The sequence below is a fragment of the Nonomuraea sp. NPDC047897 genome (assembly GCF_043204415.1).
Lineage (GTDB): Bacteria > Actinomycetota > Actinomycetes > Streptosporangiales > Streptosporangiaceae > Nonomuraea.
The window spans coordinates 337,083-363,614 of sequence record NZ_JBIDCC010000005.1; the positions used below are offsets into that span (position 1 = coordinate 337,083).

23 protein-coding genes and 1 pseudogene are annotated in these 26,532 nt (G+C 72.9%); 11 read left to right on the plus strand and 13 right to left on the minus strand.

Going from position 1 to position 26,532, the window contains the following annotated elements:
• Window positions 1–191: 191 nt before the first annotated feature.
• Complete coding sequence (locus ACGF0J_RS14420) at window positions 192–3,653, minus strand: phosphodiester glycosidase family protein (protein ID WP_393145666.1); 3,462 nt, start codon at window positions 3,651–3,653, stop codon at window positions 192–194.
• Between the two features lie 137 nt (window positions 3,654–3,790).
• On the opposite strand from ACGF0J_RS14420, the gene ACGF0J_RS14425 reads away from it, so the two are divergent.
• Together ACGF0J_RS14425 and ACGF0J_RS14430 are read left to right on the plus strand one after the other, a co-directional pair.
• Window positions 3,791–4,165, plus strand: a complete 375-nt coding sequence (locus ACGF0J_RS14425) for a hypothetical protein (protein WP_393145668.1) — start codon at window positions 3,791–3,793, stop codon at window positions 4,163–4,165.
• 148 nt (window positions 4,166–4,313) lie between these two features.
• Window positions 4,314–4,655, plus strand: coding sequence for a TraR/DksA family transcriptional regulator (locus ACGF0J_RS14430; protein ID WP_393145670.1), 342 nt, complete (start codon window positions 4,314–4,316; stop codon window positions 4,653–4,655).
• Between the two features lie 72 nt (window positions 4,656–4,727).
• Here ACGF0J_RS14430 and ACGF0J_RS14435 read toward each other — a convergent pair whose 3' ends face one another.
• Complete coding sequence (locus ACGF0J_RS14435; protein WP_393145672.1) at window positions 4,728–6,911, minus strand: hypothetical protein; 2,184 nt, start codon at window positions 6,909–6,911, stop codon at window positions 4,728–4,730.
• A 589-nt stretch (window positions 6,912–7,500) separates the two neighbouring features.
• Between ACGF0J_RS14435 and ACGF0J_RS14440 the strand changes: the two genes are divergently transcribed.
• Window positions 7,501–8,181 carry a hypothetical protein gene (locus tag ACGF0J_RS14440; protein ID WP_393145674.1) on the plus strand — a complete coding sequence of 227 codons (681 nt, stop codon included), beginning with the start codon at window positions 7,501–7,503 and terminating at the stop codon, window positions 8,179–8,181.
• A gap of 398 nt (window positions 8,182–8,579) precedes the next feature.
• Window positions 8,580–9,302: a VIT1/CCC1 transporter family protein gene (locus ACGF0J_RS14445; RefSeq protein WP_393145676.1), complete on the plus strand. Its 723-nt coding sequence runs from the start codon at window positions 8,580–8,582 to the stop codon at window positions 9,300–9,302.
• Between the two features lie 126 nt (window positions 9,303–9,428).
• Here ACGF0J_RS14445 and ACGF0J_RS14450 read toward each other — a convergent pair whose 3' ends face one another.
• Together ACGF0J_RS14450 and pgi are read right to left on the minus strand one after the other, a co-directional pair.
• Complete coding sequence (locus tag ACGF0J_RS14450; protein WP_393145678.1) at window positions 9,429–9,974, minus strand: hypothetical protein; 546 nt, start codon at window positions 9,972–9,974, stop codon at window positions 9,429–9,431.
• Between the two features lie 334 nt (window positions 9,975–10,308).
• Window positions 10,309–11,940 carry a glucose-6-phosphate isomerase gene (pgi, locus tag ACGF0J_RS14455; protein WP_393145680.1) on the minus strand — a complete coding sequence of 544 codons (1,632 nt, stop codon included), beginning with the start codon at window positions 11,938–11,940 and terminating at the stop codon, window positions 10,309–10,311.
• A 354-nt stretch (window positions 11,941–12,294) separates the two neighbouring features.
• Here pgi and ACGF0J_RS14460 point away from each other — a divergent pair, with 354 nt between their 5' ends.
• Window positions 12,295–13,617 carry a serine/threonine-protein kinase gene (locus ACGF0J_RS14460; RefSeq protein WP_393145682.1) on the plus strand — a complete coding sequence of 441 codons (1,323 nt, stop codon included), beginning with the start codon at window positions 12,295–12,297 and terminating at the stop codon, window positions 13,615–13,617.
• Here ACGF0J_RS14460 and ACGF0J_RS14465 read toward each other — a convergent pair.
• From ACGF0J_RS14465 to ACGF0J_RS14475, 3 genes and pseudogenes are all read right to left on the minus strand, one after another.
• A pseudogene (locus tag ACGF0J_RS14465) lies at window positions 13,609–15,314 on the minus strand (IlvD/Edd family dehydratase). The gene ACGF0J_RS14460 and the pseudogene ACGF0J_RS14465 sit on opposite strands and share 9 nt — an antisense overlap.
• Window positions 15,315–15,335: 21 nt before the next feature.
• Window positions 15,336–15,809 carry an ATP-binding protein gene (locus tag ACGF0J_RS14470; RefSeq protein WP_393145684.1) on the minus strand — a complete coding sequence of 158 codons (474 nt, stop codon included), beginning with the start codon at window positions 15,807–15,809 and terminating at the stop codon, window positions 15,336–15,338.
• Between the two features lie 28 nt (window positions 15,810–15,837).
• The gene (locus ACGF0J_RS14475) at window positions 15,838–16,227 is read right to left on the minus strand and encodes an ATP-binding protein (protein WP_393145686.1); all 390 of its coding nucleotides are present in this window, start codon (window positions 16,225–16,227) and stop codon (window positions 15,838–15,840) included.
• Between the two features lie 163 nt (window positions 16,228–16,390).
• On the opposite strand from ACGF0J_RS14475, the gene ACGF0J_RS14480 reads away from it, so the two are divergent.
• From ACGF0J_RS14480 to ACGF0J_RS14495, 4 genes are all read left to right on the plus strand, one after another.
• The gene (locus tag ACGF0J_RS14480; RefSeq protein WP_393145688.1) at window positions 16,391–17,563 is read left to right on the plus strand and encodes an acetate/propionate family kinase; all 1,173 of its coding nucleotides are present in this window, start codon (window positions 16,391–16,393) and stop codon (window positions 17,561–17,563) included.
• Window positions 17,564–17,633: 70 nt separating this feature from the next.
• Window positions 17,634–18,116: a cation:proton antiporter regulatory subunit gene (locus ACGF0J_RS14485; protein ID WP_393145690.1), complete on the plus strand. Its 483-nt coding sequence runs from the start codon at window positions 17,634–17,636 to the stop codon at window positions 18,114–18,116.
• A gap of 8 nt (window positions 18,117–18,124) precedes the next feature.
• The gene (locus tag ACGF0J_RS14490) at window positions 18,125–19,291 is read left to right on the plus strand and encodes a cation:proton antiporter (protein ID WP_393145692.1); all 1,167 of its coding nucleotides are present in this window, start codon (window positions 18,125–18,127) and stop codon (window positions 19,289–19,291) included.
• A 75-nt stretch (window positions 19,292–19,366) separates the two neighbouring features.
• The gene (locus ACGF0J_RS14495) at window positions 19,367–20,779 is read left to right on the plus strand and encodes a dihydrolipoyl dehydrogenase family protein (RefSeq protein ID WP_393145694.1); all 1,413 of its coding nucleotides are present in this window, start codon (window positions 19,367–19,369) and stop codon (window positions 20,777–20,779) included.
• Between the two features lie 169 nt (window positions 20,780–20,948).
• Here the strand turns inward: ACGF0J_RS14495 and ACGF0J_RS14500 are convergent, their stop codons facing one another.
• The 3 genes from ACGF0J_RS14500 to ACGF0J_RS14510 all read right to left on the minus strand — a co-directional run bounded on the left by ACGF0J_RS14500 (window position 20,949) and on the right by ACGF0J_RS14510 (window position 23,506).
• On the minus strand, window positions 20,949–22,106 hold the full coding sequence (locus tag ACGF0J_RS14500; RefSeq protein ID WP_393145696.1) for an RNA-guided endonuclease InsQ/TnpB family protein: 1,158 nt from the start codon (window positions 22,104–22,106) through the stop codon (window positions 20,949–20,951).
• A 16-nt stretch (window positions 22,107–22,122) separates the two neighbouring features.
• Window positions 22,123–22,575 carry an IS200/IS605 family transposase gene (tnpA, locus tag ACGF0J_RS14505; RefSeq protein ID WP_393145698.1) on the minus strand — a complete coding sequence of 151 codons (453 nt, stop codon included), beginning with the start codon at window positions 22,573–22,575 and terminating at the stop codon, window positions 22,123–22,125.
• A 217-nt stretch (window positions 22,576–22,792) separates the two neighbouring features.
• Window positions 22,793–23,506, minus strand: coding sequence for a DedA family protein (locus ACGF0J_RS14510; protein ID WP_393145700.1), 714 nt, complete (start codon window positions 23,504–23,506; stop codon window positions 22,793–22,795).
• Between the two features lie 158 nt (window positions 23,507–23,664).
• On the opposite strand from ACGF0J_RS14510, the gene ACGF0J_RS14515 reads away from it, so the two are divergent.
• On the plus strand, window positions 23,665–23,967 hold the full coding sequence (locus tag ACGF0J_RS14515) for a hypothetical protein (RefSeq protein ID WP_393145702.1): 303 nt from the start codon (window positions 23,665–23,667) through the stop codon (window positions 23,965–23,967).
• An 18-nt stretch (window positions 23,968–23,985) separates the two neighbouring features.
• Here ACGF0J_RS14515 and ACGF0J_RS14520 read toward each other — a convergent pair whose 3' ends face one another.
• A complete protein-coding gene (locus ACGF0J_RS14520; RefSeq protein ID WP_393145704.1) occupies window positions 23,986–24,135 on the minus strand; it encodes a hypothetical protein in 150 nt (49 codons plus the stop codon).
• Window positions 24,132–24,680, minus strand: coding sequence for a hypothetical protein (locus ACGF0J_RS14525; RefSeq protein ID WP_393145706.1), 549 nt, complete (start codon window positions 24,678–24,680; stop codon window positions 24,132–24,134). The genes ACGF0J_RS14520 and ACGF0J_RS14525 overlap by 4 nt, the downstream gene beginning before the upstream one ends.
• A gap of 361 nt (window positions 24,681–25,041) precedes the next feature.
• On the opposite strand from ACGF0J_RS14525, the gene ACGF0J_RS14530 reads away from it, so the two are divergent.
• Window positions 25,042–25,692 carry a transposase gene (locus ACGF0J_RS14530; RefSeq protein WP_393145708.1) on the plus strand — a complete coding sequence of 217 codons (651 nt, stop codon included), beginning with the start codon at window positions 25,042–25,044 and terminating at the stop codon, window positions 25,690–25,692.
• A 70-nt stretch (window positions 25,693–25,762) separates the two neighbouring features.
• Here the strand turns inward: ACGF0J_RS14530 and ACGF0J_RS14535 are convergent, their stop codons facing one another.
• Entirely contained in the window at window positions 25,763–26,515 is a 753-nt protein-coding gene (locus ACGF0J_RS14535) for a WD40 repeat domain-containing protein (RefSeq protein WP_393145853.1), read from the minus strand.
• Between the last annotated feature and the right edge of the window lie 17 nt (window positions 26,516–26,532).

A 26,532-nucleotide genomic window follows, 5' to 3' on the forward strand; every position in this document is an offset into this window, starting at 1 on the left:
CCTGAGCGGCCCGGGCTGGACGGCCCGGGTCCTCTCCAGTGTCGGAGGCCATAGAGAACACATCAGTTTCAAATAGCCCAAAAAGGCACAAAAGGCGTATACCTCAACTTTTGCCCGGGAGGCCGCAAGAAAGGCGTCAGGGTGGGCAGTCCGCCGCCCGGCCCGCACAGGACGGGCCGGGCGACGGGACGTCAGGCGGCCGGCCTGCCCGCGGATTCGGCGGCGGATTCGGCGGCGGATTCGGCGGCGGGCTGGGCGGCGGGCTGGGCGCCGCTCGCCGTGACCGGCACGACGGCCTGCCGGGTCACCCCGTTGACCGTGACGGCCACCGTCACCTGCCCCACACGCCGGCCCGTGAGGGTTCCCGTGACCGGGTCCAGCACCGCCACGTGCCGGGGCCCCGCCGTACGGGGCGAGCCGATGTGCAGGCCCGGCGAGCCCGACCAGGCCACCGACACCGGGTACGCGGCGGGCACCGTCCGCGAGCCCTGCCGGACCTCGGCCGTGACCCGCGTGCTCGTCCCGGCGGGGAGCGTGGCCGGCGCGGTCAGCGTGAGCTCGTCCACGTGCGGCCGGACCTGGGCGCCGATCCAGTCGGGCGCGTCCGCGAACCAGTTGCGCCGGACGTGCTCGGCCTCCTGCGGGGTGACCGGGTCGACACCCCACAGCGACCAGCCGGTGAAGCCGCCGTCGTCCGGGGCCGTCGCGGGGTTCTTGCCGGAGTTGCCGTTGACGAAGGCCGGCACGGCGTCCACCCGCGAGGCGTGGAAGGTGCCGACGTGCGCCCCGATGAGCGCGGCGCCCTTGCCGGTGACCCGCTGGAAGTCGGCCAGCCAGCCCTCGACCAGCGCCGCCTCCTTGCGGTCGCCGAGCTGGCTGCCCTTGCCGGGGGTGGGATCGCGCGGCGGCACGTGGAAGACCACCACGACGGAGCCGATCTCGCGGTCACGGGCCGCCGCGTCGAGCCGGGAGCGCAGCGACGCGACCTGGTCGAACCCGCCGCCGCGCAGGGTCAGGCGCGAGGTGTCCAGGGTGACGAAGCGGGTGCCCTTGTGGTCGAAGACGGTGTGGGTGTCGCCGAACACGGCCCGGAAATTGTCGATCTTGCCGCCCATGACCTCGTGGTTGCCCGGCACGTAGTGGTAGGGCAACGTCCCGCCGAGTTCTTCGTCCAGGATGCGTCTGGCGAGCGCGAAGTCCTCGGGTGACGCCTCGTCCACCAGGTCGCCGTTGATGATCAGGAAGTCGGGCTTCGCCGCCTTGATCTCCTTGAGGGTGCGGCGGGCGTTGCGCACGATGTCGCTGTCGGGGTCGCGGGCGACGAACTGGGCGTCCGACATGACGGCGAACCGCCACGGCATGCCCGACACCTCGGCCCTGACCAGCGGGTCGGCGACCCTGGCAGCGGGCGGCGCCGACACCGACGGCGGCACCTTGGCCACCAGCCCGTCGATGACGATCTCGCCCGTGTACTTCTGGTCGGCGCGCGTCTCGGCGACGTAGAAGCGCCGCAGCCGCAGCGGGTGGTTGACGCCCGCCGGCACGGTGAACTCGACGTACTTCCAGCCGGTCCACGTCAGGTACGGCCCGCGCAGGATCTGCGACTGGCCGAGCGCGTCGTAGAACTCCAGGCTGGGCCACTCCCCCTTGCCGCTGGAGTGGATCCACAGCCCGAACGCCTGCGCCTGGCCCGGGATCGTGATCTGCTGCGGCGGGCTGGCGTAGGCGGCGCGGGTGGCGGTGGACTGGGTGAAGTCGTAGGACAGCTTCAGGCCGCCGCCGCTCTGGCCGGGCGCGGCCGACAGGGAGCCGGTGGCGCGGGCGGCGGCGAACGTCCAGGAGGCCGCGTCGTCGAAGCCGGCGACCGGCTTGTCCTCCAGCCCGACGGTGACGGGCACGGCGGTGGTGACGGCGCCGACCTTGACGGTGATGAGGCCGGAGCCGGTGTCCCGCCTGGCCTTGACGGTGAAGGAGCCGTGCTCGGACGGCGTCACCTCGAACAGGTCGCGGTCGTAGGAGAGCGTGAGGTCCGCCGGCTCGATGGGGGCGGAGTTGCCGTTGCGGTCGTAACCGACCACGCCGAACGCGGCCGTGCCGTCCGCGCCCTGCAGGGTGACCCGGTCGGCGGTCGTGCCGAGCCTCCGCAGAGGCTGGAGCACGGTCAGCTCCAGGGTGCCCTTGGCGGCGCCGCGGGAGGCGGTGACGGTGGTGCGGCCGGGCACGAGCGCGTGGAACCTCCCGTCGCGGACCACGCCGTGCACCGCCGGGCTGGAGCGCCAGAGCGGGGCGCCCTTGGCGGGGCCGTACGTCTCGTCGTACCCGGCGGCGGTCAGCCGCCGCGTGAGGCCGGGGAAGACCCGGTCGGGCCGCCCGCCCGCGACGGGGGCGGCGCCGGGGGCGCGGGCCGGGTCGGTGGCCGTCTCCAGCCAGAAGCCCTTCAGCCGGCCGCTGCCCTCGGGGGCGAACAGGGCCAGGCCGTTGGGCACGTGCCGCTCGCCGCCGTCGGAGGGGCTGTTCTCCACCTGGACGTCGGCCTGGCCCGGCTCGCGGGCGAGCATGGTGGACGAGCCGCCGCCGTCGAGGTTGAGCGCGTTGGCGGCGCCCAGCTCGGCCATCATCGCGGCCAGTTCGTTCAGGGTGACGCCCCGGCTGTCGGCCTGGCGGCCGTCCACGGTCAGCAGGTGCATCGTGCGGCCGTCGGCGGAGAAGCCGACCGCGGTGCGCGGGTGGGCGGCCGGGTCGGCGGAGTGCTGCACGACGCCGTCCTTGACGAGGACGTGGTTGCCGCCCACGGCCGCCTTGACCTCGCGCCCGTCGGAGGCCTTCGGCTGGTAGGCGACGTCCACCCGGTCGCCGGGCTTGAGCCCGGCCAGGGCGGCCGCTCCGGCGTCGCGGCCGAGCAGGACGGTGGTGCCGGCGGGGACGGGCCCGCTGCCTGCCGCCTGCCGTACCTGGGTGACGACGCCGCCCGCCAGCTCGACCTCGGTGACGGCGGTGGCGCCCTCGACGGCGCGGGTCCGCGGGTGCGAGCCCCACAGCGGCGTGAACAGGCCCACCCCGTCCCGCTGGACGAGCTGGTTGAACTGGGTGAGCGTGATCGGCGAGCCGCCGGCGGGGGTGGCGGTGCCCGTGAAGTGCATGGTGAGCACGCGGCCGACGCCGTCGCCGGTGATCGCGACGGCCTTGTCGTGGCCGGCGATCGGGGACTGGATGAGGGTGCCGTTCTGGACGCCGACGCCCTGGGCGGCGCCGGAGTTGTTGATGTCGAAGAAGTCGCCGTTGACGGCGGCGACGGCGCGGGCGCGCCGGGCGGGGCCGGACAGCGGCTCGGTCTTCGACACCTCGCCCGAGAACACGTAGTCGGCCTTGGCGCTGCCGAGGTCGGCGGTGACCGCGTCGGCGCGCAGCCAGCCGCGCGCGTCGTAGCGGTCGAAGGAGGTGAGGGAGACGCCCGGCGCGACGGGCCGGGTCTTCTTGGCCGTCTCCAGGTGCTCGCCGGCGGTCCCGGCGATCAGGGTGGAGGCGGGCGGGTACGACGACGCGGTGGGCGCGTCCTCTGCGGGGGGCTTAGGGTCTGCCTGCGCGGGGGCTACGGCGCCTAACAGGAGCGCGGCCCCGGCGATGGAGCCGGCCAGGGAACGGAGGGTCTGCACGACCGAACTCAATCGCTCGTGGCTATAACTTTCAAGTCTTCACCATGAACTAAAAGAAAACTTCAAGGGTGGGGGGCGCCTCGCGGCAGGTTACGGCGCACATGCCTTTTCCCTCGGGCTGGGCTATGGTCGGGCTCATGACGAGGTCACGGCAGGCACGGCGAGCGCAGGGAGGGCGCTTCGCCCATGCCGGCGTGCTCGCCCTCGTCCTGCTGTGCCTCCTGCTCGCCGGCTCCGCCCCCACCTCCTACGGCGGCCCCGCTCAGCGGGGCGTCCCGGCCGGCGACGCCTGGGTGCTCGGCGCGTGGGACACCGGGCTGTCCAGCACCCTGCCGCAGGCCACGCCGACCGGCCGCGAGCACCATGTGCCGGCCCTGTGGCCGGCGCTGCGCGCCGAGCCGGCCGGGCCCGTCCCGGCAGCGCGGGCACGCGGCCTCGCCCCGGACGGCCCGCGCGACCCGCAGCAGATCGGTCATCGCGCACCGGGCTCGCGCAGCCCGCCGCTGATCTAGCACCTCTCGCCACCCGCCCGCGGGACACCCGCCGGCGGGCCTTCTCGCGCGCTCAGCCTCGGCACGTGCCCGTCGGCGCATGGCCGTCAGCGCATGTGCGCGCGAGCCGCTCGATCAGCGACTTCACCGTCCAGGAAGGACGTTCAGCATGACCGGCATCACGGGCGGAGCCCACCTCAGCAGCGTGCAGGCCCAGACCCTGCGCCAGGAGCTGGAGGAGCAGCTCGCCTGGCGCACCAGCCAGTTGGAGAACCTGCAGACCGCCGCGCGGGACGCGCGCGGGGCGGACGACACCTGGCAGGAACTGCTCGTCTCCATCACCGCCGCCGACCGCGCCGTCGCCGAGCTGCGGCAGGCCCTCGACCGGCTGGAGGAGGGCGACTACGGCCGCTGCGGCCACTGCGCATCGATGATCCCGTTCGAACGGCTCAAGATCCGGCCGCTGGCGCGCTACTGCATCGACTGCCAGCGCCGGCACGAGGCCGCCTGACCAGGCGGGAACGGCGGGCCGCCAGACCCAGCGGAACGGCGGGGCGCCGCCCGCCGTTCCGGCTCCACCCCGCTATCCGTGCCGGGCCACGGCGTCGCCGTGCCGCTCGGGCGCGGCCGCCGGGCCGGGCGTGGCCGGTTCGGCGGCCGACCGCAGCCCCGCGTACAGGACCAGGGGGACGGCCAGCGCCACGGCCATGGACAGCACCGCGGTGCCCGAGTCGTTCACCAGCATGCCGACCACGCCGCTCACCAGCGCGCCGATGAGACCGGCCCGCAGCATCGGCGCCCGCGCGAACGCCTGCGGCAGCAGGCCCGCACTGGCCTGGCCGGGCCGCAGCAGCGCGAAGACCAGGAAGGCCAGGCCGACGATGACGATCGGCATGAGGTTGGGCGACAGCATGGTGTTGAGCATCGCGCCCAGCTTGCGGCCGATCATCGGCAGGAACGTGCCGTCGATCACCTGGCCGACGAACCTGCCCAGGTGCGTCCGCGCCGCCGGCGGGCGCTGGAAGTCGAGCACCGCGATGACCGACACCGCCACGCCGCCCAGCACGCAGAACGCGCCGAGCTTCAGCACCGACACCTTCCGTCCCGCCACGAGCAGCGCGGTGACGGCGATGCCGGGCACGAACGCGATCACCCCGCCGAAGTCGCTGCCCACACCGGGCCAGCCGGCCAGCAGCATCGCGGCCACGCCGAGCCCCGCGACCAGGGCCACCGCGACGCGGCCACGCCCCCGGCGGACCAGGTGGTCGGCGGCGATCGCGGTGCCCATGAGCACGGCGGTGGCGAGCAGCGCGAACGGGATGTTGGCCAGCCCGTAGTAGCGCCCGCCGACCACCGCGGTGTAGCCCATCAGGCTGTCGAACTGCAGCGTCGTGCCGGTGAGCAGGTCGGCGACGAGGGTGGCGGCGGTCACCCCGGCGACCACGGCGGGCGGTCCCAGGGGGTGGCGCCGCCACGGCCCGGCCATGGCGAGCCCCGTGACCACCACCGCCAGCGCGAGCACCCCGGCGACGAGCGTCGCCACCGGCTGCCCGGCGTGCACCCACGGCAGCAGGTTGACCAGGTAGGTGGAGACCGGGACCGAGGCGATGCCGAGGGCGGCCACGCCCACGGCGAGCGGCCGTCTGCGTCGGGACAGCAGGACGTACGCGGTCGCGTAGAAGGCGACCTGCACGATGGCGAACCCGGTGAAGAACACGCCGGTCGTGGAGCGCACGCTGGTGCCCGAAAGGTCCGAGCGGCGCAGGTGCGCGGCCGCCTCCTCCAGCGGCAGCACGTCGCCGGGCGTCCACCGCACGCCGATGACGGTGTCCGGGACCGGCACGCCGGCCGAGGTCAGCAGGGTGGCGGTGAGATCCGGCAGGACCGTGATGTCGGCGCGCCGGGTCGAGGTGGTGCCCAGCAGCGCGCCGGCGACCTGCGCCCGCTTCCACATGACGACCCGCAGGTGCGGCACGCTGCCGTGGTCGCCGATCCCCGTCACCATCACCTCGGCGTCGGCGGGGATCCGAGCGAGCGCCTCGCCCACCTCGGCGTCGGCCGCCCGCACGGCCGCGCGCCGCCGCTCGGCGGTGAGCGCCTCGGGCTCCTTGGGCAGGCTTCCGCCGGCGACGTACGGGCTGATCAGCTCGTCCACGTCGACGGCCAGCACCGGGCAGCGCGACCAGTCGGCCAGCGCGGCGGGCTCGGGCGCGTACACGTCCACCTTGCCCGTCCGGTCGGCGAGCGCGAGCGCCGCTCCCCTGCCGACGGCGGCGGTGCACCGGCCGGCGTCGCGCAGGGCCTGGCCGAGCGTGCCGGCGTAGGTGCCGTCACGCAGGCCGAGCAGGTCCTGGAAGCCCGGCACCACGGCGCCCGCGCCCCGCGCCTCGGGAACCGGGGGCAGCGCGCACCCGTGGCCGTAGGCGGAGCGGACGCCGGCGGAGACGGTCAGCCAGCCGTCGAACGGGCAGGCGACCGTGCCGACGGTCTTCACCGACACGGAGCCGAGGCCGCTCTGGCCGGCCAGCCGCCACAGGTGGGGCGTGGTGTCGGGGGCGAGATCGTCCCAGTGCAGGCCGGGCACGCCGATGAGCGCCACCCGCCCGGCGGCCGCGCCCCCGGCGGGCTGCGCCCCGACGGACCGCGCCGCCGCGGGCTGTGCCGCCGCGGGCTGTGCCGTGGCGGGCTGTGCCGTGGCGGGCTGTGCCGTCACGAGCGGTGTCCACCACAGCGCCGACGCGACCAGGAGCAGTAGTGCCCACCTCACCGAAGGCCCCCATCCGGGTGAGGAGCCCTACGCGATCGTCACACCCCGACACCGCGCAGCGCTCGAATACGAGAATCGCTCGGCAACCTAGCACGCGCCCGTCGCCGTACGCTCCCTTCTCGATCACACCGTGATCACCCCCCTGGGCACCTCACCCCCCGGCCCGGCGGGGGCCCGCGCCGTCGAGGCGGTGGATCCGGTTCTGCCCAGCCGGACCTGGGGGTTGCCGGGGTTCATCCGGTGGGGAGGCGGTGGGCCGGGTTCTGCCCGGCCGGACCCGGGGGTTGCCGGGGTTCGCCCGGTGGGGAGGCGGTCCTGGCGTACCTGCAGGCCGTCCCCCGTCCGGCGGGTCCGGCACGCGGCAGGACGATTTGCGATCTCCACGGCGGGGAGCACTAGGGAGAACGAACCAGGTCAAAGCCGTCCAGCCCCATCGAGGGGCATCGCATCACTGGCGTTGGCGCGTTCGGCGGCGCAGACTGAAGAGACGGCGATCCGTCGAGTGGGAGCACCCGTGGACAACTACCTTGATCACATGCCGGTTCTGTCCCGAGGAAGGCACCGTAACCCGAAGCGTGGTGCCTGCTTCATGGAGCTGGCTTCCTACCTCGCCGGCGAGCGGTGGAGCGACCACCCGGCCTGCACGCACCCGCTGCTCGCCGCGCTCGCCCGCCTGGTCAACGACAACACCGACGACGACAACCGGGGCAAGCTGATCGGGCTCGTCCCGTCGATCATCGGGCTGGCGGGCGACGACCTGCGCATCGACGCCCGCATCGCGCTGCGCTGCGCGACGACCGCCCTTCCGGTGGCCGCGGCCGAGCGGCAGCTCGCCCTGGCGGTGTCCGTACTGGCCGCCGAGGAGATGTTGTGCCGGCTCGACGGCGCGCCGGCGGGCCGGCTGAGCGAGCGGAGCCGCTGGGCGATGGAGCAGGTGCCGCACGCGGCCGAGCAGGCCCGGCGGTTCAGCAAGGCGGGCCGGATCACGGAGAAGGGCTTCCGCCGCTACGCCGCGCCGAACGCCGTGCAGCTGTCGGTGGTGGGCATCGTCCAGGCCTGCGTCCCGGACCCGGACGCGCTGCTGCGCGAGCTGCTCACGGCGGCGATCGCCGACTGCGCCGAGCTCGTCCACGGCGTCACGCCCGACGACCGGGCGGCCGCAACGCCGGACGCTGCCCCGGACGCCGCCCCGGACACGGCCCCGGACACGGCCGGATCGGGCCCGCGTCCTTGGCACCCGGCACCCGGCTCCTTCCCGGCCCGCACCTGACCGACCGCCCAGCCGCCTCGGGCCCGGCGAACCCGGGCTCGGGCCCCTCACGAGGCGGGGCAGGTGGCCTCGCAGCGTGAGTCCGGTCACTATGGTCGCCCTTACCTGCGTGAGGGCCCGCACTGCCTTGTGCGCTCGCGATCACTTGGGGCTCCGGTCGCCGTGCCCACGAGCCCGGCGCTCACCAGCCCGGCCGCCAACCTGGCGACCTGGCCTTCCACTCCCCGTACGGGTTCCTTCCACGGTTCGCAGCGGTGCTCGAAAAGACCGCACCCATGTTCGGAACACCGTGTCGTCAAAGAGCGAAACCGCAGGTCAGGCAAGCCTCTCCTTCGTTGCGACTATCCCGACATATGCCTAGATTTCGATAGAAGGCATGATCTACGGGAGGCGCTTTCATGACCATCGAGCTTGTCCAGCCCCACCCTGCGGAGCAGCACCACACGCACCGGGACGTGACCGGCGGCTGGTTGCGCCCGGCGGTCTTCGGCGCGATGGACGGACTGGTCTCCAACTTCGCGCTGATCGCCGGCGTGGTCGGCGCCGCGGGCGCCGGACGCGGGGCGGTGCTGGCGGGGTTCGCCGGGCTGGTGGCCGGGGCGTGCTCGATGGCGGCGGGCGAGTACACGTCCGTGAAGTCACAGACGGAACTGATGCGCGCGGAGATCGCGGTGGAACGCCGTGAGCTCGCCCGCAACCCCGAGGGCGAGCAGGCCGAGCTGGCCGCCCTGTACCAGGCCCGTGGGCTCGACCCGGACCTGGCGCAGCGGGTCGCGGCGGGGCTGTCGGCGGACCCGGAGCAGGCGCTGCGCGTGCACGTGCGCGAGGAGCTCGGGGTCGATCCCGACGACCTCCCCTCCCCCTACCTGGCGGCCGCGTCGTCGTTCGGCGCCTTCTCGGCGGGGGCGCTGGTGCCGCTGGTGCCGTTCCTGTTCGGGGCGTCGGGGCTGGTGGTGGCGCTGGTGCTGAGCGTGGTGGCGCTGTTCGTCTTCGGCGCGGTGGTGGCGCGGATGACGGCCCGGCCGTGGTGGCTGGGCGGGCTGCGCCAGCTCGGGCTGGGCGTCGGCGCCGCCGCCGTGACGTTCGGCATCGGCCACGTGCTGGGGGTCACCGTCGCCTGAGCCGCCTCCCGGCCCCCGGGCCCGGCGTCACCGCCACCTGCGCCGGCGCGAGCTTGGACCTCGAAGCTGGGCGACATCGTCCCCAGCATCACCACACCGCCAACGCCACGAACTGGGCCGAGGAACTCATGACGCCCACCTTACGAGAACGCGTCCCTCCGGCATGAGGTGCGACCGTTCCCAGGTCCAGCTCCCCACCGTGATCATCTCGGCCGGTTCGGAGAGGGCGACGGGCGTGTCGTGCAGGACGGAGGAGGGGGTGAGCGGCAGGCCGCCCTCAGGGATGACGACGCCGGCCAGCGGGGTGCGCAGGGACGGGCCGTCGGGCTCGTCGCGGTCGCTGGGCACCCAGACGGCGCTTCCGGTGAAGCAGCACAGCACCAGCGCCCCGACGGGCGCGGCGCCGGAGTGGCGCAGCGCGCCGGCCGGCAGCCAGCCGTGGTGGCCGGGCAGGTAGCGGACGCCGGAGATCTGGAGCTCGCCGCCCAGCACCACGAACTCCTCCCCCGCCAGGTAGTGGCCGTGCTGGGGGCGGGCCCAGCCGGGCGGGAGCCGCAGCAGCGACGTCGAGTCGCTGAGCCGGACGAGCCGCGCCGTGGCGGTGCAGCCGGGGAGCAGGACCGCGTCGCCGGGCAGCGCCGCGTCCAGCAGGTCGACCAGCGTGGTGCCCATGCCCACATGGTCGCCCCTGGCCGGGGCACGGGACCACCATGCCGAGGTAGACCCCGAGGTCCGGGTGCGGCCGCCCCTGCAGGGGGCCGCACCCCCTCGCGCGCTGCCCCAGACCGCGAGCCGACCCACCGCCCCGAGCCGGCCGCGCCGCCCCGAGCCGGCCCGACCGGCTTGGGCCGACCGCACCGCCCCGAGCCGGCCCGACCGGCTTGGGCCGACCGCACCGCCCCGAGCCGGCCCGACCGGCTTGGGCCGGCCGCGTCGCCCCGAGCCGGCCGCGTCGGCCGCGTCGGCTTGAGCCGGCCCGATCGGCTTGAGCCGGCCCGGTCGAGGGTCAGACGCGGCGGCCGCGCAACTCCCGGTATCTGCGGACGAGCTGCTCGGTGGACGGGTCGGCCAGGTCGTGCGGCGGCTCCTCGGAGGTGAGGGCGGGCGCCAGGTCGAGCGCCAGCTTCTTGCCCAGCTCGACGCCCCACTGGTCGAAGGAGTCGACGCCCCAGATGGTGCCCTCTACGAACACGATGTGCTCGTAGAGGGCGACGAGCTGGCCCAGCGTCGACGGGGTCAGCTTGGGCGCCAGGATGGTGGAGGTGGGCCGGTTGCCGGGCATCACCTTGTGCGGCACGATCGCCGGGTCGGTGCCCTCGGCGGCGATCTCCTCGGCCGTCTTGCCGAACGCCAGCGCCGAGGTCTGCGCGAACAGGTTGGCCGTGAGCAGGTCGTGCATGCCCTCGCGGTCGTCGTGGGGCTCGGCGAACCCGATGAAGTCGGCCGGCACCAGCCGGGTGCCCTGGTGGAGCAGCTGGTAGAAGGCGTGCTGCCCGTTGGTGCCCGGCTCGCCCCAGAAGATCTCACCGGTCTGGACGGTGACCGGGGAGCCGTCGGCGCGCACGGACTTGCCGTTGGACTCCATGGTGAGCTGCTGGAGGTAGGCGGGGAAGCGGTGCAGGCGCTGGCTGTAGGGCAGCACGGCCCGGGTCTCGGCGCCGAAGAAGTCGGCGTACCAGATGCCGAGCAGAGCCATCAGCACCGGCATGTTGGCGTCGAAGGGCGCGGTGCGGAAGTGCTCGTCGATGGTGTGGAAGCCGGCGAGCATCTCCCGGAACCGCTCGGGCCCGATCGCGATCATCAGGGAGAGGCCGATGGCGCCGTCGTAGGAGTAGCGCCCGCCGACCCAGTCCCAGAAGCCGAACATGTTGTCGGTGTCGATGCCGAACTCGGCGACCTTGGCGGCGTTGGTGGAGACGGCCACGAAGTGCCTGGCGACGGCGTCCTCGCCGAGCGCGCCGACCAGCCACTGGCGGGCGACCTTGGCGTTGGTGAGCGTCTCCAGGGTGGTGAACGTCTTGGAGCTGACCACGAACAGCGTCGTGGCGGGGTCGAGCCCGGCGAGGGCTCCGGTGATGTCGGCCGGGTCGATGTTGGAGACGAACCTCGCCTCGATGCCTGCGTCGGCGTAGTCGCGCAGCGCCTCGTAGGCCATGGCGGGGCCGAGGTCGGAGCCGCCGATGCCGATGTTGACGACGGTGGCGATCGGCTGCCCGGTGGCGCCGCGCCACTCGCGCGAGCGCACCCGCTCGGCGAAGGCGGTCATCTTGTCGAGCACGGCGTGCACGTCGCGGGTCACGTCCTGACCGTCGACGACCAGCTCGCGGTCGGCCGGCAGGCGCAGCGCCGTGTGCAGCACGGCGCGGTCCTCGCTGACGTTGATGTGGTCGCCGCGGAACATCGCGTCGATCCGCTCGCGCAGTCCGGCCCGGTCGGCGAGCGCCACGAGCAGGTCGAGCGTCTCACCGGTGACGCGGTGCTTGGCGTAGTCGAGGAACAGGTCGCCGGCCGTCAGGGTCATCCGCCCGGCCCGGCCGGGGTCCTCGGCGAACAGCTCGCGCAGATGCCTGCCGGACAGCTCCTCGTGGTGCTTGTCCAGAGCCGCCCACTCCTGGCTCTGGGTGATGTCGCCGCTCACGTCTCCTCCTCGTGCCGTCACACCGTTCACATCGTTGCGTAACCCCGTACCCGCCGGCGCGGATTCCGCGCACGGCGGACGAGTCTCCTCCGGGATTCCGGGCGGATGCGCCGCCGTCGGTCAAGGCGCCCGCCTGGGACAGATCTCCCCGGGTCTCCAGGCTCGAACACGTGAGGTGGGCCGGCCGCAGCCGCCCCTCCGTCCGCTCGACGGCGACCTGCCCTCGCGCGCCCGTGGTTCGGCTCCTCTTCCTGTCGGACAACACCAACCGGGGTCCGCCTTTCGTGTCGCGGGCCTCCCGCCGGTCATTTACAGTGATCAACTGTCGTGCAGGGCTGGACGGGCGGAGTGGCCATGACAGCGGCGCAGCCGGGTTACCTGGTGGGCGGACGTTACCGGCTGATGACGGAGTTGGGGTCCGGCGGGTTCGGGCGGGTCTGGCGCGCTCGTGACGAGGTCCTGGACGTCGAGGTGGCGGTCAAGGAGCTGCGGCTGCTGTCCGGGATGTCGCAGGCCGAGCAGGACAAGCGGCTGGAGCGCACCGAGCGTGAGGCCCGCAACGCCGTCCGGTTGCGCGCCCACGAGAACGTCGTGGCCATCTACGACATCGTCCCCGACGGCCTGCCCTGGATCGTGATGGAGCTGGTCGACGGCCGGTCCCTGGCCGAGCACGTCGAGACGCGGGGGCCGCTGCCGGTGGACAGTGCGGCGCGGGTCGCCGTGTCGCTGCTGGCGGCGCTCGACGCCGCGCACCGGGCCGGCATCGTGCACCGCGACATCAAGCCGGCCAACGTGATGCTCGCCGGTGACGGCAAGGTGCTGCTCACCGACTTCGGGATCGCGGTCCACACCACCGACACCACCCTGACGACCGCCGGGATGCTCATCGGCTCGCCCGAGTACCTGGCCCCCGAGCGGCTGCGCGGCATCGACGGGCTGCCCGCCAGCGACCTGTTCTCCCTCGGCGTGACCCTCTACCAGGCCGTCGAGGGCGTCTCGCCGTTCCACCGCACCACCCAGCCGGCGGCGCTGACCGCGGTCCTGCTGGAGGAGCCGCCGCCGCCGCGCCGAGCGGGCCGGCTCGCGCCGCTCATCACCCGGCTGCTCGACAAGGACCCGGCCACCAGGCCGACGGTCGAGCAGGCGCTGGCCATGCTCGGGGAGCCGGGGCCGGCCCGGGACCTCGGACGGGGCGACACCAAGATCCTCGACCCTGGCGCGGAGCCGCCGCGGGTGTGGCAGTCCAAAGGCGTCGCGCTGCTGTTGGCGATCGTCTTCGCGCTCGGCGGTCTGGGCCTGCTCGACTCCGGCCTGGCCTGGAACGAGATGGAGGACGAGGCGGACCCCGACACCGCGGAGGGCGTCGTCCTGCTGCTCGCCCTCGTCGCCGACATCGGCCTGGCCGGCCTGCTCTGCGCGCAGGTCGCCCGATTCGTCCCGGCGATCGCCGGCCGGACCGTCGCCGTCGTCGCCGGTGTCGTCGGGCTCCTGGCCGGCGCCGGCGCCGCGGCTTCGGCGTTCGACGGCGTGGCCGTTCTCTCGACGACGATGGACGTCACGAGTACCCGCGATGCCTGGGAGCTGTCGCTGGGCGTCATCACCTTCGTCATGCTCGTCACGGGAGGCTGGGCCTGGGAGTCGCGACGGCTCCGGCTGTCGGGGCAGCGGTCAGTGTGAGTCGCGGCCGACCGCGTCGCCGCTGGACCCGAGCAGGAAGTCGAGGTCCGCGCCCTGGTGGGCCTGGGTGACGTGGTCGACGTAGAGGCGTTCCCAGCCGCGCAGCGGGCGGGCGTGCCCGTCGCGGACGGGCTCACGGGCGGCCAGCTCGCCGTCGGGCAGGTCGACGTCGATCCGCCGGGCGGCCACGTCGAGCACGATGGGGTCGCCGGTGCGCACCCGGGCCAGCGGACCGCCGGCAGCCGCCTCGGGGGCGGTGTGCAGCACGACCGTGCCGTAGGCGGTGCCGCTCATCCGGGCGTCGCTGAGGCGCACCATGTCGCGTACCCCCTGGCGAGGAGCTTGGCGGGCAGCGGCAGGTTGCCGACCTCGGGCATGCCGGGGTAGCCCTTCGGCCCGCAGCCGCGCAGCACCAGCACCGACGTCTCGTCCACGTCGAGGTCGGGCGAGTCGAGCCGGGCGTGCAGGTCCTCGACGCTGTCGAAGACGACGGCCCGGCCGCGGTGGCGCAGCAGGTTGGGCGACGCGGCGGCGGGCTTGATGACCGCGCCGTCGGGCGCGAGGTTGCCGCGCAGGACTGCGATGCCGGCGTCGGGCAGCACCGGGTTCGCGCGCCGCCTGATGACGGTCTCGTCGTGGATCTCGGCGCCGGCGAGGTGCTCGACGAGCGGCCGGCCGGTGACGGTGAGCGCCGCCGGGTCGAGCAGGTCCTCGACCTCCTTCAGCAGGGCGGGCAGCCCGCCCGCCCGGAACAGGTCGTCCATCAGGTGGCGTCCGGCGGGCTGGAGGTCGGCCAGCAGCGGCACGCCGGCGCCGGTTCGGTCGAAGTCGTCGAGGTCGAGGGGGACGCCGAGGCGGCCGGCGATGGCGAGCAGGTGGATGACGGCGTTGGTGGAGCCGCCGACGGCGGCCAGGGTGACGATGGCGTTGCCGAACGAGGCGCGGGTCATCACCCGGCTGGGCCGCAGGTCGCGGCGGACGAGGTCGACGGCGAGGCGGCCGGTCTCGTGGGAGCGTCGCAGGAGCCTGCTGTCGGCGGCGGGCGTGCCGGCCGTGCCGGGCAGGGTCATGCCGAGGGCCTCGGCCATGCAGGCCATCGTGGAGGCGGTGCCCATGGTGTTGCAGTGTCCGCGGCTGCGGATCATGGAGGACTCGGATTCGAGGAACGCCTCGCGTGACAGCGTGCCGGCGCGTACCTCCTCGCTGAGCCGCCACACGTCGGTGCCGCAGCCGAGCGGCACGCCGCGGAAGGTGCCGGTCAGCATGGGCCCGCCGGGGACGACGACGGCGGGCAGGTCGACGGAGGCGGCGGCCATGAGCAGCGAGGGGATGGTCTTGTCGCAGCCGCCGAGCAGCACCACGCCGTCGACGGGGTTGGCGCGCAGCATCTCCTCGGTGGCCATGGCGGCGAGGTTGCGCCACAGCATCGCGGTGGGGCGGACGTTCGTCTCGCCGAGGGAGACGACGGGCAGGTTGAGCGGGACGCCGCCGGCGGCCCACACACCCTGCTTGACGCTGTCGGCGATCTCGTCGAGGTGGGAGTTGCACGGGGTGAGGTCGGAGGCGGTGTTGGCGATCGCGATGTGCGGCCGCTCGCCGTCGAAGGCGTCGGCCGGCAGTCCGCGTCTCATCCAGGCCCGGTGGATGTAGGAGTTCCTGTCGTCGCCGGAGTACCAGCGTGCGCTGCGCAGACCCATGACCGGCAACCCTATGTGGCGCTATCCGGGGGCGCGATGGGTGCGGACGGCGGATGGGCCGGGCCTGGCGGGCGGGGCGGCGTCGCGTGGGAGCCGCATGACCATGAGGACGGTGGTGCCGGCGGGGCCGGTGGCGAAGGCGGCGCCGTCGGTGAGGCGGCGGATCAGCCAGATGCCGCGGCCGCCCATCTGGGACGGTTCGGGCAGGCCGGTGTCGTCGAGGAAGCGCTGGGGGATGCCCGGGCCGGGGTCGGTGATCTCGCAGAAGAGGCTGGCGCCCTCGACGCCGAGCCGCGCCTTGCCGCGTCCGCCGGCGTGGGCGACGACGTTGACGAGGCACTCGTTGACCGCCATCACGAAGTCGCCGAGCCGTTCGCCGCTCAGGCCCTGCGCGTGGGCCCGCCGCTGGACCTCGGCGCGGGTCGTCGCCAGGCCGCTCTCGTCGAAGTCGACGTCGAGCAGCGGTGGGAGGTCCGTGTCGCCTGGATCGTTCACCTGCTCGCCTTACTGAGGTGCAGGGCCCTCACCGCACGTCGCGATCGTCGTCGGGCAGCGTCATCGCGATCCGTACGGCGGTGCCGCCCGGGCCGGTCGTGAAGGCGACCTTATCGGCCAGCCGACGGATGAGCCAAATGCCCCATCCGCCCGGTCGTTGCGCGGGTGGCGGGTCGCCGCCGCAGAGCCGGTGCATCGGGATGCCCCGTCCGAAGTCCCTGATGTCGCAGTGCACGGATCCGTCGTCGGCCCACACGCGCAGCACCCCCTGACCGCCGCCGTAGGCGACGGCGTTGACCACCGCCTCGTTGGTGGCCAGCACCAGGTCGGTGACCCGTTCGCCGGGCATGCCCCGAGCGCGGGCGAACTGTTCGACGGCGCTGCGCGCCCCCGCGACGTCCCCCTCGGTGAAAGCCATGGTGAACGCCTGTTCCTCTCTAGACCGGATGTCCATGACGCCTCGCTCAGCCGGTTGCCGGACCTCTGCCACAGCAGAAGCCTTCTAATCGTCTTGATTGAGCTGGTTCGCGCGGAGCGGGAGACTGGGGGCGTCATCATGGACGTGACGGCGAAGGGATGACATGACCGACCGGATCCTCGTGCTGAACACCGGCTCCTCCTCCATCAAGTACGAGCTGATCGACGTGGCGTCCCGTGCCCGTGCGGCGCGGGGGCTGGTGGAGCGGATCGGCGAGGAGGAGGGACGGCTGACGCACCGCGTGGACGGCGGCGGCCCGGCCTACGAGCAGCGCCGGCCCTTCCCCGGACACGCCGACGGGCTGGCCGCGCTGCTGAAGGCGTTCGCCGAAGCCGGCCCGGACCTCGATCCGGTGGCGGTCGGGCACCGGGTGGTGCACGGCGGGACGCGCTTCACCGAGGCGGTGCTCGTCGACGACGAGGTGATCGCCGCGATCGAGGAACTGGCGCCGCTGGCGCCGCTGCACAACCCGGTCAACGTGGCCGGCATCCGGGTGGCCAGGGACGCCTTCCCCGGCGTGCCGCAGGTCGCGGTGTTCGACACCGCCTTCCACCGGACGCTGCCGCCGGCGGCGTACACCTACGCGGTCCCGGCCGAGTGGGGGGTGCGCCGGTTCGGCTTCCACGGCACGTCGTGCGCGTACGTGTCGGAGCGGGCGGCGGAGCTGCTGGGCCGGCCCGCCGGCGAGACGAACCTGATCGTGCTGCACCTCGGCAACGGGGCGAGCGCGACCGCGGTCGCGGGTGGGCGCAGCGTGGACACCTCGATGGGGCTGACGCCGCTGGAGGGCCTGGTCATGGGCACCCGGTCGGGCGACGTGGACCCGGCGCTGCCCGGCTACCTGGCGCGGGTGCACGGGCTGGACGCGCGGTCCGCGGAGGAGGCGCTCAGCCGCCGCGCGGGCCTGCTGGCGCTCGCGGGGTCGGGCGACATGCGGGAGGCGCGGCGGCGCGCCGCCGACGGCGACGCGCGGGCGCGGCTGGCCCTGGACGTGTACGTGCGCCGGATCCGCAAGTACGTCGGCGCCTACTACGCGGTGCTGGGGCGGGTCGACGCGGTGGTGTTCACCGGCGGCGTGGGCGAGCACGACGTCGCCACCCGCGCGGAGGCCATGGCCGGGCTCGACGGGCTCGGGATCGTGCTGGACGACGGGCACAACGAGGCGGACTGCGCCGGTGAGCGGGTCGTGTCGGCGGCCGGGTCGCGGGTGGCGGTGCTGGTCGTGCCGACGGACGAGGAGTGGGAGATCGCCCGCCAGACCTTCGCCCTGGTGTGAAAAGGCTTCCTTTGCCTGGTCTTGGTAGGGTCTTTTTGACCTGCGGATGACCAGAGGATAAGGAAGATCGGTGGACGTAGAACAGACGGCACTGCCCGGCATCGGCCTGCGTCACGAGTTCACCACGCAGTCGGGCAAGCGGGTGGGCGTGATCTCGCACCGCACCGGCCGTCGCGACTTGGTGATCTACGACAGGCAGGACCCGGACCGCGTCTGCGAAACCGTCAAGCTCAACGACGAGGAGGCCGAGGCGCTGGTCGAGCTGCTCGGCGCGCCGCGCATCGTCCAGCGGCTCAACCAGTTGCACGAGCAGGTCGAGGGCCTGGTGAGCCTGCAGTTGCCGATCCCGCCCGGCTCGCCGTACGCGGGCCGGCCGATGGGTGACGCGCGGGTGCGCACCCGCACCAACGCCTCCATCGTCGCCGTGGTGCGCGCCGGCCGGGTCTACGCCAGCCCCGGGCCGGACTTCGTCTTCGCCGAGAACGACACCGTCGTGGTCGTGGGCAGCGCGGACAGCACCGCCGAGGTGGCCGACATCCTGGCTCACGGGTAGGGCTCGGCTTGCACCACACCGCGATAATCTTTCTGGAGTTCGGCGCCGTCCTGGTGGGTCTCGGCGTGCTCGGCGCCCTCGCCCTGCGGGCCGGCATCTCCCCCATCCCCCTCTACCTTCTCGCCGGCCTGGCGTTCGGCACGGGCGGCATCCTCCCGCTGGCCACCAGCGAGGAGTTCATCTCCGTGGGCGCCGAGATCGGCGTCGTGCTGCTGCTGCTCACCCTGGGCCTGGAGTACAACGCCGACGAGCTGGTCACCAGCCTCAAGAGCAACGCCCGCGCCGGCATCGTCGACCTGGTGCTGAACGCGGCGCCGGGCGCGATCTGCGCGCTGCTGCTCGGCTGGGGGCCGGTCGCCGCCGTGGCGATGGCCGGCGTCACCTACGCCACCTCCTCGGGCATCACCGCCAAGGTGCTGTCCGACCTCGGCTGGGTCGGCAACCGCGAAACCCCCACGGTGCTGTCGCTGCTGGTCTTCGAGGACCTGACGATGGCCATCTACCTGCCGGTGCTGACGGCCATGCTGGCCGGGCTGAGCCTGGCGAGCGGCGCCGTCACGGTGGCGATCGCGCTGGCGACCGTGAGCGTGGTGCTGCTGGTCGCGCTGAAGTTCGGGCGGTTCATCGAGGCGTTCGTCTCCAGTCCCAACAACGAGGTGCTGCTGCTGAAGGTGGTCGGCCTGGCGCTGCTCGTGGCCGGCATCGCCCAGCAGTTGCAGGTGTCGGCGGCCGTCGGGGCATTCCTGGTCGGCATCGCGCTGTCGGGGCAGCTCGCCCACGACGCCCGTGCGCTGCTGGAGCCGCTGCGTGACCTGTTCGCGGCGGTGTTCTTCGTCTTCTTCGGCCTGCAGACCGACCCGACGAAGATCGGCCCGGTGGCCGGGCTGGCGGCACTGCTGGCCGTGATCAGCATGGTCACCAAGCTGCTCACGGGCGCGTTCGCGGCCCGGCAGGCGGGCATCGCCACGGCGGGCCGGGCACGGGCCGGCATCGCGCTCATCCCGCGCGGTGAGTTCAACATCGTCATCGCCGGTCTGGCCGTGGCCGCCGGGGTGCATCCGGACCTCGGTCCGCTGGCCGCCGCGTACGTGCTCATCCTGGCCGCGTTCGGGCCGCTGGCGGCCAAGCTCGTGCAGCCGCTCATCACCTCCATCGCCAAGCGCACCGCCGGCTGACCCACCGTCGTGGGGCGGGCCGTGGTTTGAGAAGCTGGTGCGGCACGCGGGGTGTCACTGTCACGGGAGGCTGACATGAGCGACGAGTTCGACGTGATCGTGATCGGGGGCGGGCCCGCCGGCGAGAACGTCGCGGGCCGGGCCGTCCGGGGCGGGCTCACGGCCGCGGTCGTCGAGGAGCGGCTGGCCGGCGGCGAGTGCTCCTACTGGGCGTGCATCCCCAGCAAGGCGCTGCTGCGCCCAGTGGAGCTGGCGGCCGAGGTGAGCCGGATGCCCGGGCTGACGCTCGGCCCGATCGACGTCGGCAAGGTGCTGGGCCGGCGCGACGAGGCGGTCTCCTTCTACGACGACGCGGGGCAGGTCGGCTGGGTCGACGGGCTGCCCGCCACGTTCGTCCGCGGCAGCGGCCGGCTCGACGGGCCCAGGAGGGTTCGGGTCGCCACGCCCGACGGCGGCGAGCGGCTACTGACCGCCCGGCACGCCGTGGTGATCGCCACGGGCACCACCGCCGCGGTCCCGCCGGTGCCGGGGCTGCGCGAGGCGTCCCCCTGGACGAGCCACGAGGTCACCGCCGCCACGGCCGTGCCGGAGCGGCTCGTCGTCATCGGCGGCGGCGTGGTGGCCTGCGAGATGGCGCAGGCCATGCACGGCCTCGGCGCCCGGCGCACCACGGTGCTGGTGCGCGGCGACGGCCTGCTGGGCCGCATGGAGCCGTTCGCGGGCGAGCTGCTGGCCGAGTCGTTCGCCGACGCCGGCATCGACGTGCGGCTGCGCACCAGCCCCGGCCGGGTCGAACGGCCCGTGCCGGGCGGCCCGGTGACGGTGCACCTGCCGGACGGCCCGCCGGTCGAGGCCGACGAGATCCTGGTGGCCACCGGCCGCCGGCCCGCGACCACGGCGATCGGGCTGGAGAGCGTCGGCCTGCGGGCCGGCGAGAGCATCGAGGTCGACGACAGCATGCGGGCCACCGCGGTCGCCGACGGCTGGCTGTACGCGGTCGGCGACGCGAACGGCCGGGCGCTGCTCACCCACATGGGCAAGTACCAGGCCCGGATCTGCGGCGACGTCATCGTCGCGCGGGCCAAGGGCGAGCCCGACGACCTGCCCGCGCTGCGCGACCTGGCCGACGGCTTCGGAGCGCCGCAGGTGGTGTTCACCGACCCGCAGGTCTGCTCGGTCGGCCGCACGGAGGCGGCGGCCCGCGAGGCCGGGTTCACGGTGCGGACGGTCGAGTACGACATGGCGTCGGTGTCGGGCGCCTACCTGCTCGGCGACGGCTACCGGGGACGGGCCAAGGCCGTCGTCGACGAGGAGCGGCGGGTGCTGCTCGGGGTCACGTTCGTCGGGCCCGGCGTGGGCGAGCTGCTGCACGCGGCGACGGTGGCGGTCACGGCGGAGGTGCCGCTGGAGCGCCTCTGGCACGCAGTCCCGTCGTTCCCGACGGTCAGCGAGGTGTGGCTGCGCCTGCTGGAGACATACGGGCTCTGAGCCTGATCCTCAGCTCGACGGACGCCGGGTTCTCGCCCAGGCTGAAAGATCACGGGCCAGATGGGCACGGCGCAGGCCGCGCCTGCGCAGGTGGCGGAGGTCCTCGGCGTGGCGTGTCGTACATGAGCTGGACGTGACTCCTCCGCTCCTTGAAGGGAGCGGCTTCTCGCTAAGCCGCCTGGGCGGCCTGGCGAAGGGCAAGCCCTGCCCTCAGGATGTTGGTCGCCGCGTTCACGTCGGCGTGCGCGGTGTGCCCGCACGCCGTGCAGGCGAACGCGGCCTGGGTGAGGCGGTTGTCCTTCGCGCAGTGCCCGCAGCGGGCGCAGGTGCGGGAGGTGTTGCGGGGATCGACTGCGATCAGCTCTCGACCGGCGCTTTCAGCCTTGTGCGCGAGGATCGTCAGGAACACCCCCCAACCCGCGTCCAAGATCGAACGGTTGAGCCCGGCCTTGGCGGCGACGTTACGGCCGGGCGCCTCGATCGTGCCCGACGCCGAGCGCGTCATGTTCGCGATCCGCAGGCCCTCGTGCACGATCACGTCGTACCCACGGACCAGCGCCAAGGCGGCCTTGTGCGCGTGGTCGATCCGCTGGCGGCGGACCTTGGCGTGCAGCGCCGCCACCCGGGCCACGGCCTTACGGCGGCGCTTGGACCCGCGCTTGGTCCGGGCGAGATCGCGCTGGGTCGACGCCAGACGGCCGGCGCAGGCGGCCAGGTGCCGCCGGTTGTCGATATGGTGACCGTCGCTGGTCGTGACCAGCGAGGCGACACCCAGGTCGATCCCCGCGACCACACCCGTGGCAGGCAGCGGCTGCGCGGGCACCTCGTCACACGACAGCACCACGTACCAGCGCGAGCCCTCGCGCTTGACGGCGATCGTCTTCACCCGGCCCTTCACGGCCCGGTGCTGGTGCACCCGGACGTGGCCGACGCCCTGAAGGCGCACGAACGTTGCGGCCGGATGCTCGGGGTGGGAGTCCCACCGGCAGCCGTCACCGTCCCTGGGCCACTCGACTGTGTCGAACCAGCCCCGCCCCTTGAAACGCGGGAACCCCGGCGTACGCCCGGCCTTGACCCGGTCGAAGAACGCCCGGAACGCCCTGTCGAGCCGGCGCAGCGTGGCCTGCTGGGACGAGAACGACCAACGGGCCTGGTCCGCGTCGTAGGCGCGGATCTCCTTGAGCTGGGCGGACTGGTCGCCGTACCGGATCGACACCTTGGACCGCTTGTACGCCTCGCGCCGCTCCTCAAGCGCCGCGTTGTACAGGGCGCGGTGGTCGTCCAGGCACGCGGTGAGCGCGGCCCGCTGGTGCGCGGTCGCACGCATGAGGAACGTGTAAGACCTACGCACCGCCACCCGCCCTGGGCGCCCGCTCATACCGCGTCTCGATGTACCGCCGCACCGTCTCGGCGGACACAGTGCCGACGGTGCCGACGGTGGCTACGGTGGCTACGAAGCAGGACCGTGACCACAGCGTGGGCAACAGCGTGGGCACCTGGGAGCGCAGGTGCGCGAACTCGGCGCGCAGGTGGTGGGAGGTGAACCCCTTGAACTGGTTGGCCACATATGACGGGGAGTTCTTCAGGTGCGGCCTGACGAACAGGCGCACGTGGTCGGGCATCACCTCAAGGGCCACGATCTCCCAGCCCTGCTCGTCGGCCTTGGCGCGGATCAACTCCTCCAGGCGGGTCTTCACCCGCCCGCCGAGGACCGGGCGGCGGTACTTCGGGCACCACACGACGTGATACCCGACGTCGTACGCCGCGCCGGGGGACGTGCGCACCTGACGAGTCACACGATCACTATCCCAGCGTCATGTATCTAACGCACGATGAACGGAGATCCCTGATGCCCGAATCTGACAGGTCAGGGCACGCTCGGGCCTTGACGGCCCTCCCGCTCCCGATTGCCCCGACGGCTCAAGCCGCCGGTCCCCTCGGGAGGCTCTGATGGCAGTCCAGCACCGTGCCAGGGTAACCGGAGCCCGCGCAGACGACCGGAGCCGCGAGGCATCAGGCCAGAAGTCGCGGCGCAGGCTGAGGGCGGGGCGGGGGGGGGGGGGGGGGGGGGGGGGGGGGGGCGCGGCCCCCCCCCCCCCCCCCCCCCCCGCGGCGGGAGTCGGCGACGCGCCGCCAGACGAACACGACGACCGCCAGGGCGACCACCCCGAGCACGACATAGGTGACCATCCCCATGTAGGTGTCCACCGCCTCCCACCTGTCGCCCAGCAGGTAACCCGCCATCACCAGGGCCGTGTTCCAGATGAGGCTGCCGAGCGCGGTCAGGGCGGCGAAGGTTGCCAGCGGCATGCAGTCCAGACCGGCCGGAATGGAGATCACGCTGCGGAAGACGGGGACCATGCGGCCGAAGAAGACGGACTTGCGGCCGTGGCGGTCGAACCAGTCCTCGGCCCTGTCCAGGTCCCGGGGCTTGAGCAGGGGGATCTTGGCGGCGAGGGCGTGGGTGCGGTCCTTGCCGAGCAGCGAGCCGACGCCGTAGAGGACGAGCGCCCCCGCCAGCGAGCCGATGGTCGTCCACAGCAGCACCGCCCACAGCTCCATCTCGCCCTTGCCCGCGGTGAACCCGGCCAGCGGCAGGATCACCTCGCTGGGCAGCGGGGGGAACACGTTCTCCAGCGCGACGATGATGCCGGCGCCCGGCGCGCCGAGGGACTCCATCAGCCCGGTCGCCCATCCCACGATGCCGTCCGTGTGCTGTGCCGTCATCGGCTCTCTCCTGCCCTCCGCGTCGCCCCGCGCTCGGAGATCCTCTAGCCGCAGCGCCGCGGTCTATGCGTCTCCGAGAGGAAACGGGCCCTGCCGAACACGGGAGACGTGCGGGACGAGGCAGGAATGGACGGACCTCCGGCGGGAAGCTGATCGCCGTGAACCCCGCACCAGAGGACGCGTCGGCGCTGGCGAGCCGCGTCCGCCATGAACTGGAGAACGCGGGCTTCACGGTGGAACGGCACCCGCTGCACACCGACGGCGGGCTCAGCGTCCGGCACGACCCGGCGCGGGGCGTGGTGGTGTCGTGGGGTCCGGCGACGGGGCTCGGCGGCGACGACGTGGCCAGGTTCCCGACGATCCGGAACGTGGTGCGGCTGGCGCTGTGGACGATCCTGGCGGAGGCCGGTTACCAGGTGAGGGAGGACGGCGGCGAGATGGTCGTCACCGGACGGGCCTGACCGGCGGCGGGACAGCCGTCACCGGGTGTGACCGGCGGTCAGCACCTCCGCGAGCTCCCGCAGCCACGGCAGGCCGTCCCTCCCGCGCCACCCGTCGCAGCCGCCGGCCAGGCCGAACGTCTTCAGCGCCGCGCGTTCGCCCGCCCAGTCCGGCCTGCTACTTCTCACAGCAGGAAGATCAGCGCGGTGAGGGTGAGGCCCGTCAGGGTGAACCCGCGCGGCCGGGGCTGTGTGACGGCCTCCTGCCGCGCGGAGATCACCAGCAGGACGACTACGGCCAGCGCCGCCAACAGATGCAGGCCGTACCAGAAGAGGACGGAGATCCCGCCCAGAACGGTCCCCGCCAGGACATCGTCGACGGAGCCGTAGCCGCCGAATGCGGCGAGCAGGGTCAACCCCAGGACCGCGAACCCGTACCTGAGGCGGCCGAGCAGGATCCACACGACGACTCCCAGGCCGAACACGTAGGGGAACCGGTGGTGGAGTTGGCGCGCGAGCAAGCCGCCGCGCACATCGAAGCTGATGGTGAGAGTGGACTCGTACGCCTCGCTCATCATCACCCCGCGCAGCGGTGCGTAGCCCCCGTCGTAGACGATCATGTCATTGCTCGGCACGAAATCGAGCGCCAGGTAGCCGCCCGTGAGCAAGACGGTGGCGACGATGTAGATCAGCATCTCGCCGACGAGCTGGCGTAACCGCCCCCTTGTGAACATCGCACCATGATCCCGGATGCTTCCGGCGGTAGACAGCTTGCCAGGCTTGGTCCAGGCACTCCGCGGGCCACGCGTGAGCGGTCGCCTCCTGGCCGGCGGATGGGATTCCTGTGCAACCCGCCCCATCGTGACCTTCGCACTGCTCGAAACGGTGACACCACGCCGAACGAGCGCACGGGGCCTTCCCGAGAAACAACCGCCGCCATCAGGAGGTCCGGGCAGCAATCGCGGCACCAACGTCTGTGGCAGCCCCTGTGAAACAGCGGTTTCGGCCGGGACACGACGGGACGAGGCCGGGACGCACCCTCGCCTACCCCGGCGATCGGCTCGCCGTCTGGGGTCATGGGCGAGGGCCGGTGCGATGAATGCTGCGGATCGCGGCCACGGCCGGATGCGGCTGGGGCTGCGGCACCGCGCGCGCGAGCGCGTTGAGGTCCCGCTTCACCCGCGAGGCGCTTGGCGGTACCTACCCACCGACCTACCGCCCTGGCAGACCGTGTACTGGTACTTCCAGCAGTGGGAACAGGCCGGCGTCACTGAAGCGCTGCTGACCGAGTTGCGCATCAAAGCCCGCCGCCAGGCCGACCGCGCCGACGAGCCGTCGGCGGGCATCATCGACTCCCAAAGTGTCAAGGGCGCCGACACCGTCGGCCGCGACAGCCGCGGCTACGACGCGGGCATGAAGGTCAACGGCCGCAAGCGGTTCATCATCACTGACACCACCGGCCTGTTCGTCACGGTCGCCGTCATGGCCGCGAGCTGGCAAGACTGCGACGGCGCCAAGACCGCTCTGCTGTCGGCCTACCTGACCACCCCGATCCGGCATGTCTTCGCCGACCAGGGCTTCGCGGGACGGCTTGTGGATTGGGCCCGCGACACGCTGCACACCACAGCAGAGATCGACCCTGCCGTCTCCGAGGCGATCATCCGCTGGGCTGCCATCGCTGGCATGACCCGCCGCATCTCCCGAGGGGGACCCACTCGACGTCAGCCCCGCTACGTCTGCGACTGAGGCTGCTCGTCCACCTCAAGCGCGCACTCAGAAATGGCTCTTCCGGGAAGTAGGCGTCAGCGATGGGTGCTCAGGCGAGACTCCACATCCGGATCGTGGTGTCGAGGCTGCCGGAGACGACGACGGGGGTGCCGTCCTCGCGTGTGCCCACAGCCAGAGCGCTGATGTTGTCGGTGTGGCCGGTGAAGGGGCCGCTAAGGGGTCTGCCGGTGTCGAGGTTGCGCACCACCACGTTGCGGTCGTTGCCACCTGAGACGATGACCGGGGTGCCGTCACCGTCTTTGGTTGTCACGACGAAGGGGTGGTGGGCGTTTCCTTCATGCGTCAGGGGCTCCCCGAGGGACCGGCCCGACTCCAGGCTCCAGATGCGCAGCGTCGCTGGTGGGCTTCCCTCGTCCAGAGGGAAGTTCGGGACTTCTGCCGAGATCATGACGCGCTGTCCATCGCTGCGCTCCGCGATCGCCATCCCGTACACCATGCAGGTGAAGCAGGCGTTGAGAGGCTTGCCGATGGGTTCACGCGTGTCGAGGTTCCAGATCCGCATCCTTGAGTCGGTGCTGCCGGACACGAAGATGGGCCTCCCATCGGCGCGCTTGGTGACCTCGATGTCCATGACCGTGGAATAGTGCCCCCACCACGGCTTGCCGATGAGCTTGCCGGTGTTGAGGTTCCACATGTGGATCGCCATCATCTTGTTGCCGTCTCCGCTGGAGATGATGACCGGCGTGCCGTCACTGCGCTTCCCGACGGCGACCGCGTGGATGAGCGCGTGCCCGGTTCTGAGCGGTTTGCCCAAGGGTTTGCCGGTGTCGAGGTTCCACATCCGTACGGTGCCGTCCT

What these genes read in the sequence shown, in the direction of transcription:
- ACGF0J_RS14445 (WP_393145676.1), top strand. Translation starts at nt 8,580, where the DNA reads ATGACCATCGAGCTTGTCCAGCCCCACCCTGCGGAGCAGCACCACACG.
- ACGF0J_RS14440 (WP_393145674.1), top strand. Translation starts at nt 7,501, where the DNA reads ATGGAGCTGGCTTCCTACCTCGCCGGCGAGCGGTGGAGCGACCACCCG.
- ACGF0J_RS14500 (WP_393145696.1), bottom strand. Translation starts at nt 22,106, where the DNA reads ATGCGTGCGACCGCGCACCAGCGGGCCGCGCTCACCGCGTGCCTGGAC.
- ACGF0J_RS14425 (WP_393145668.1), top strand. Translation starts at nt 3,791, where the DNA reads ATGACGAGGTCACGGCAGGCACGGCGAGCGCAGGGAGGGCGCTTCGCC.
- ACGF0J_RS14475 (WP_393145686.1), bottom strand. Translation starts at nt 16,227, where the DNA reads ATGGCTTTCACCGAGGGGGACGTCGCGGGGGCGCGCAGCGCCGTCGAA.
- ACGF0J_RS14480 (WP_393145688.1), top strand. Translation starts at nt 16,391, where the DNA reads ATGACCGACCGGATCCTCGTGCTGAACACCGGCTCCTCCTCCATCAAG.
- ACGF0J_RS14460 (WP_393145682.1), top strand. Translation starts at nt 12,295, where the DNA reads ATGACAGCGGCGCAGCCGGGTTACCTGGTGGGCGGACGTTACCGGCTG.
- ACGF0J_RS14430 (WP_393145670.1), top strand. Translation starts at nt 4,314, where the DNA reads ATGACCGGCATCACGGGCGGAGCCCACCTCAGCAGCGTGCAGGCCCAG.
- ACGF0J_RS14495 (WP_393145694.1), top strand. Translation starts at nt 19,367, where the DNA reads ATGAGCGACGAGTTCGACGTGATCGTGATCGGGGGCGGGCCCGCCGGC.
- ACGF0J_RS14530 (WP_393145708.1), top strand. Translation starts at nt 25,042, where the DNA reads ATGAATGCTGCGGATCGCGGCCACGGCCGGATGCGGCTGGGGCTGCGG.
- ACGF0J_RS14535 (WP_393145853.1), bottom strand. Translation starts at nt 26,515, where the DNA reads ATGTGGAACCTCGACACCGGCAAACCCTTGGGCAAACCGCTCAGAACC.
- ACGF0J_RS14450 (WP_393145678.1), bottom strand. Translation starts at nt 9,974, where the DNA reads ATGGGCACCACGCTGGTCGACCTGCTGGACGCGGCGCTGCCCGGCGAC.
- ACGF0J_RS14510 (WP_393145700.1), bottom strand. Translation starts at nt 23,506, where the DNA reads ATGACGGCACAGCACACGGACGGCATCGTGGGATGGGCGACCGGGCTG.
- ACGF0J_RS14525 (WP_393145706.1), bottom strand. Translation starts at nt 24,680, where the DNA reads ATGTTCACAAGGGGGCGGTTACGCCAGCTCGTCGGCGAGATGCTGATC.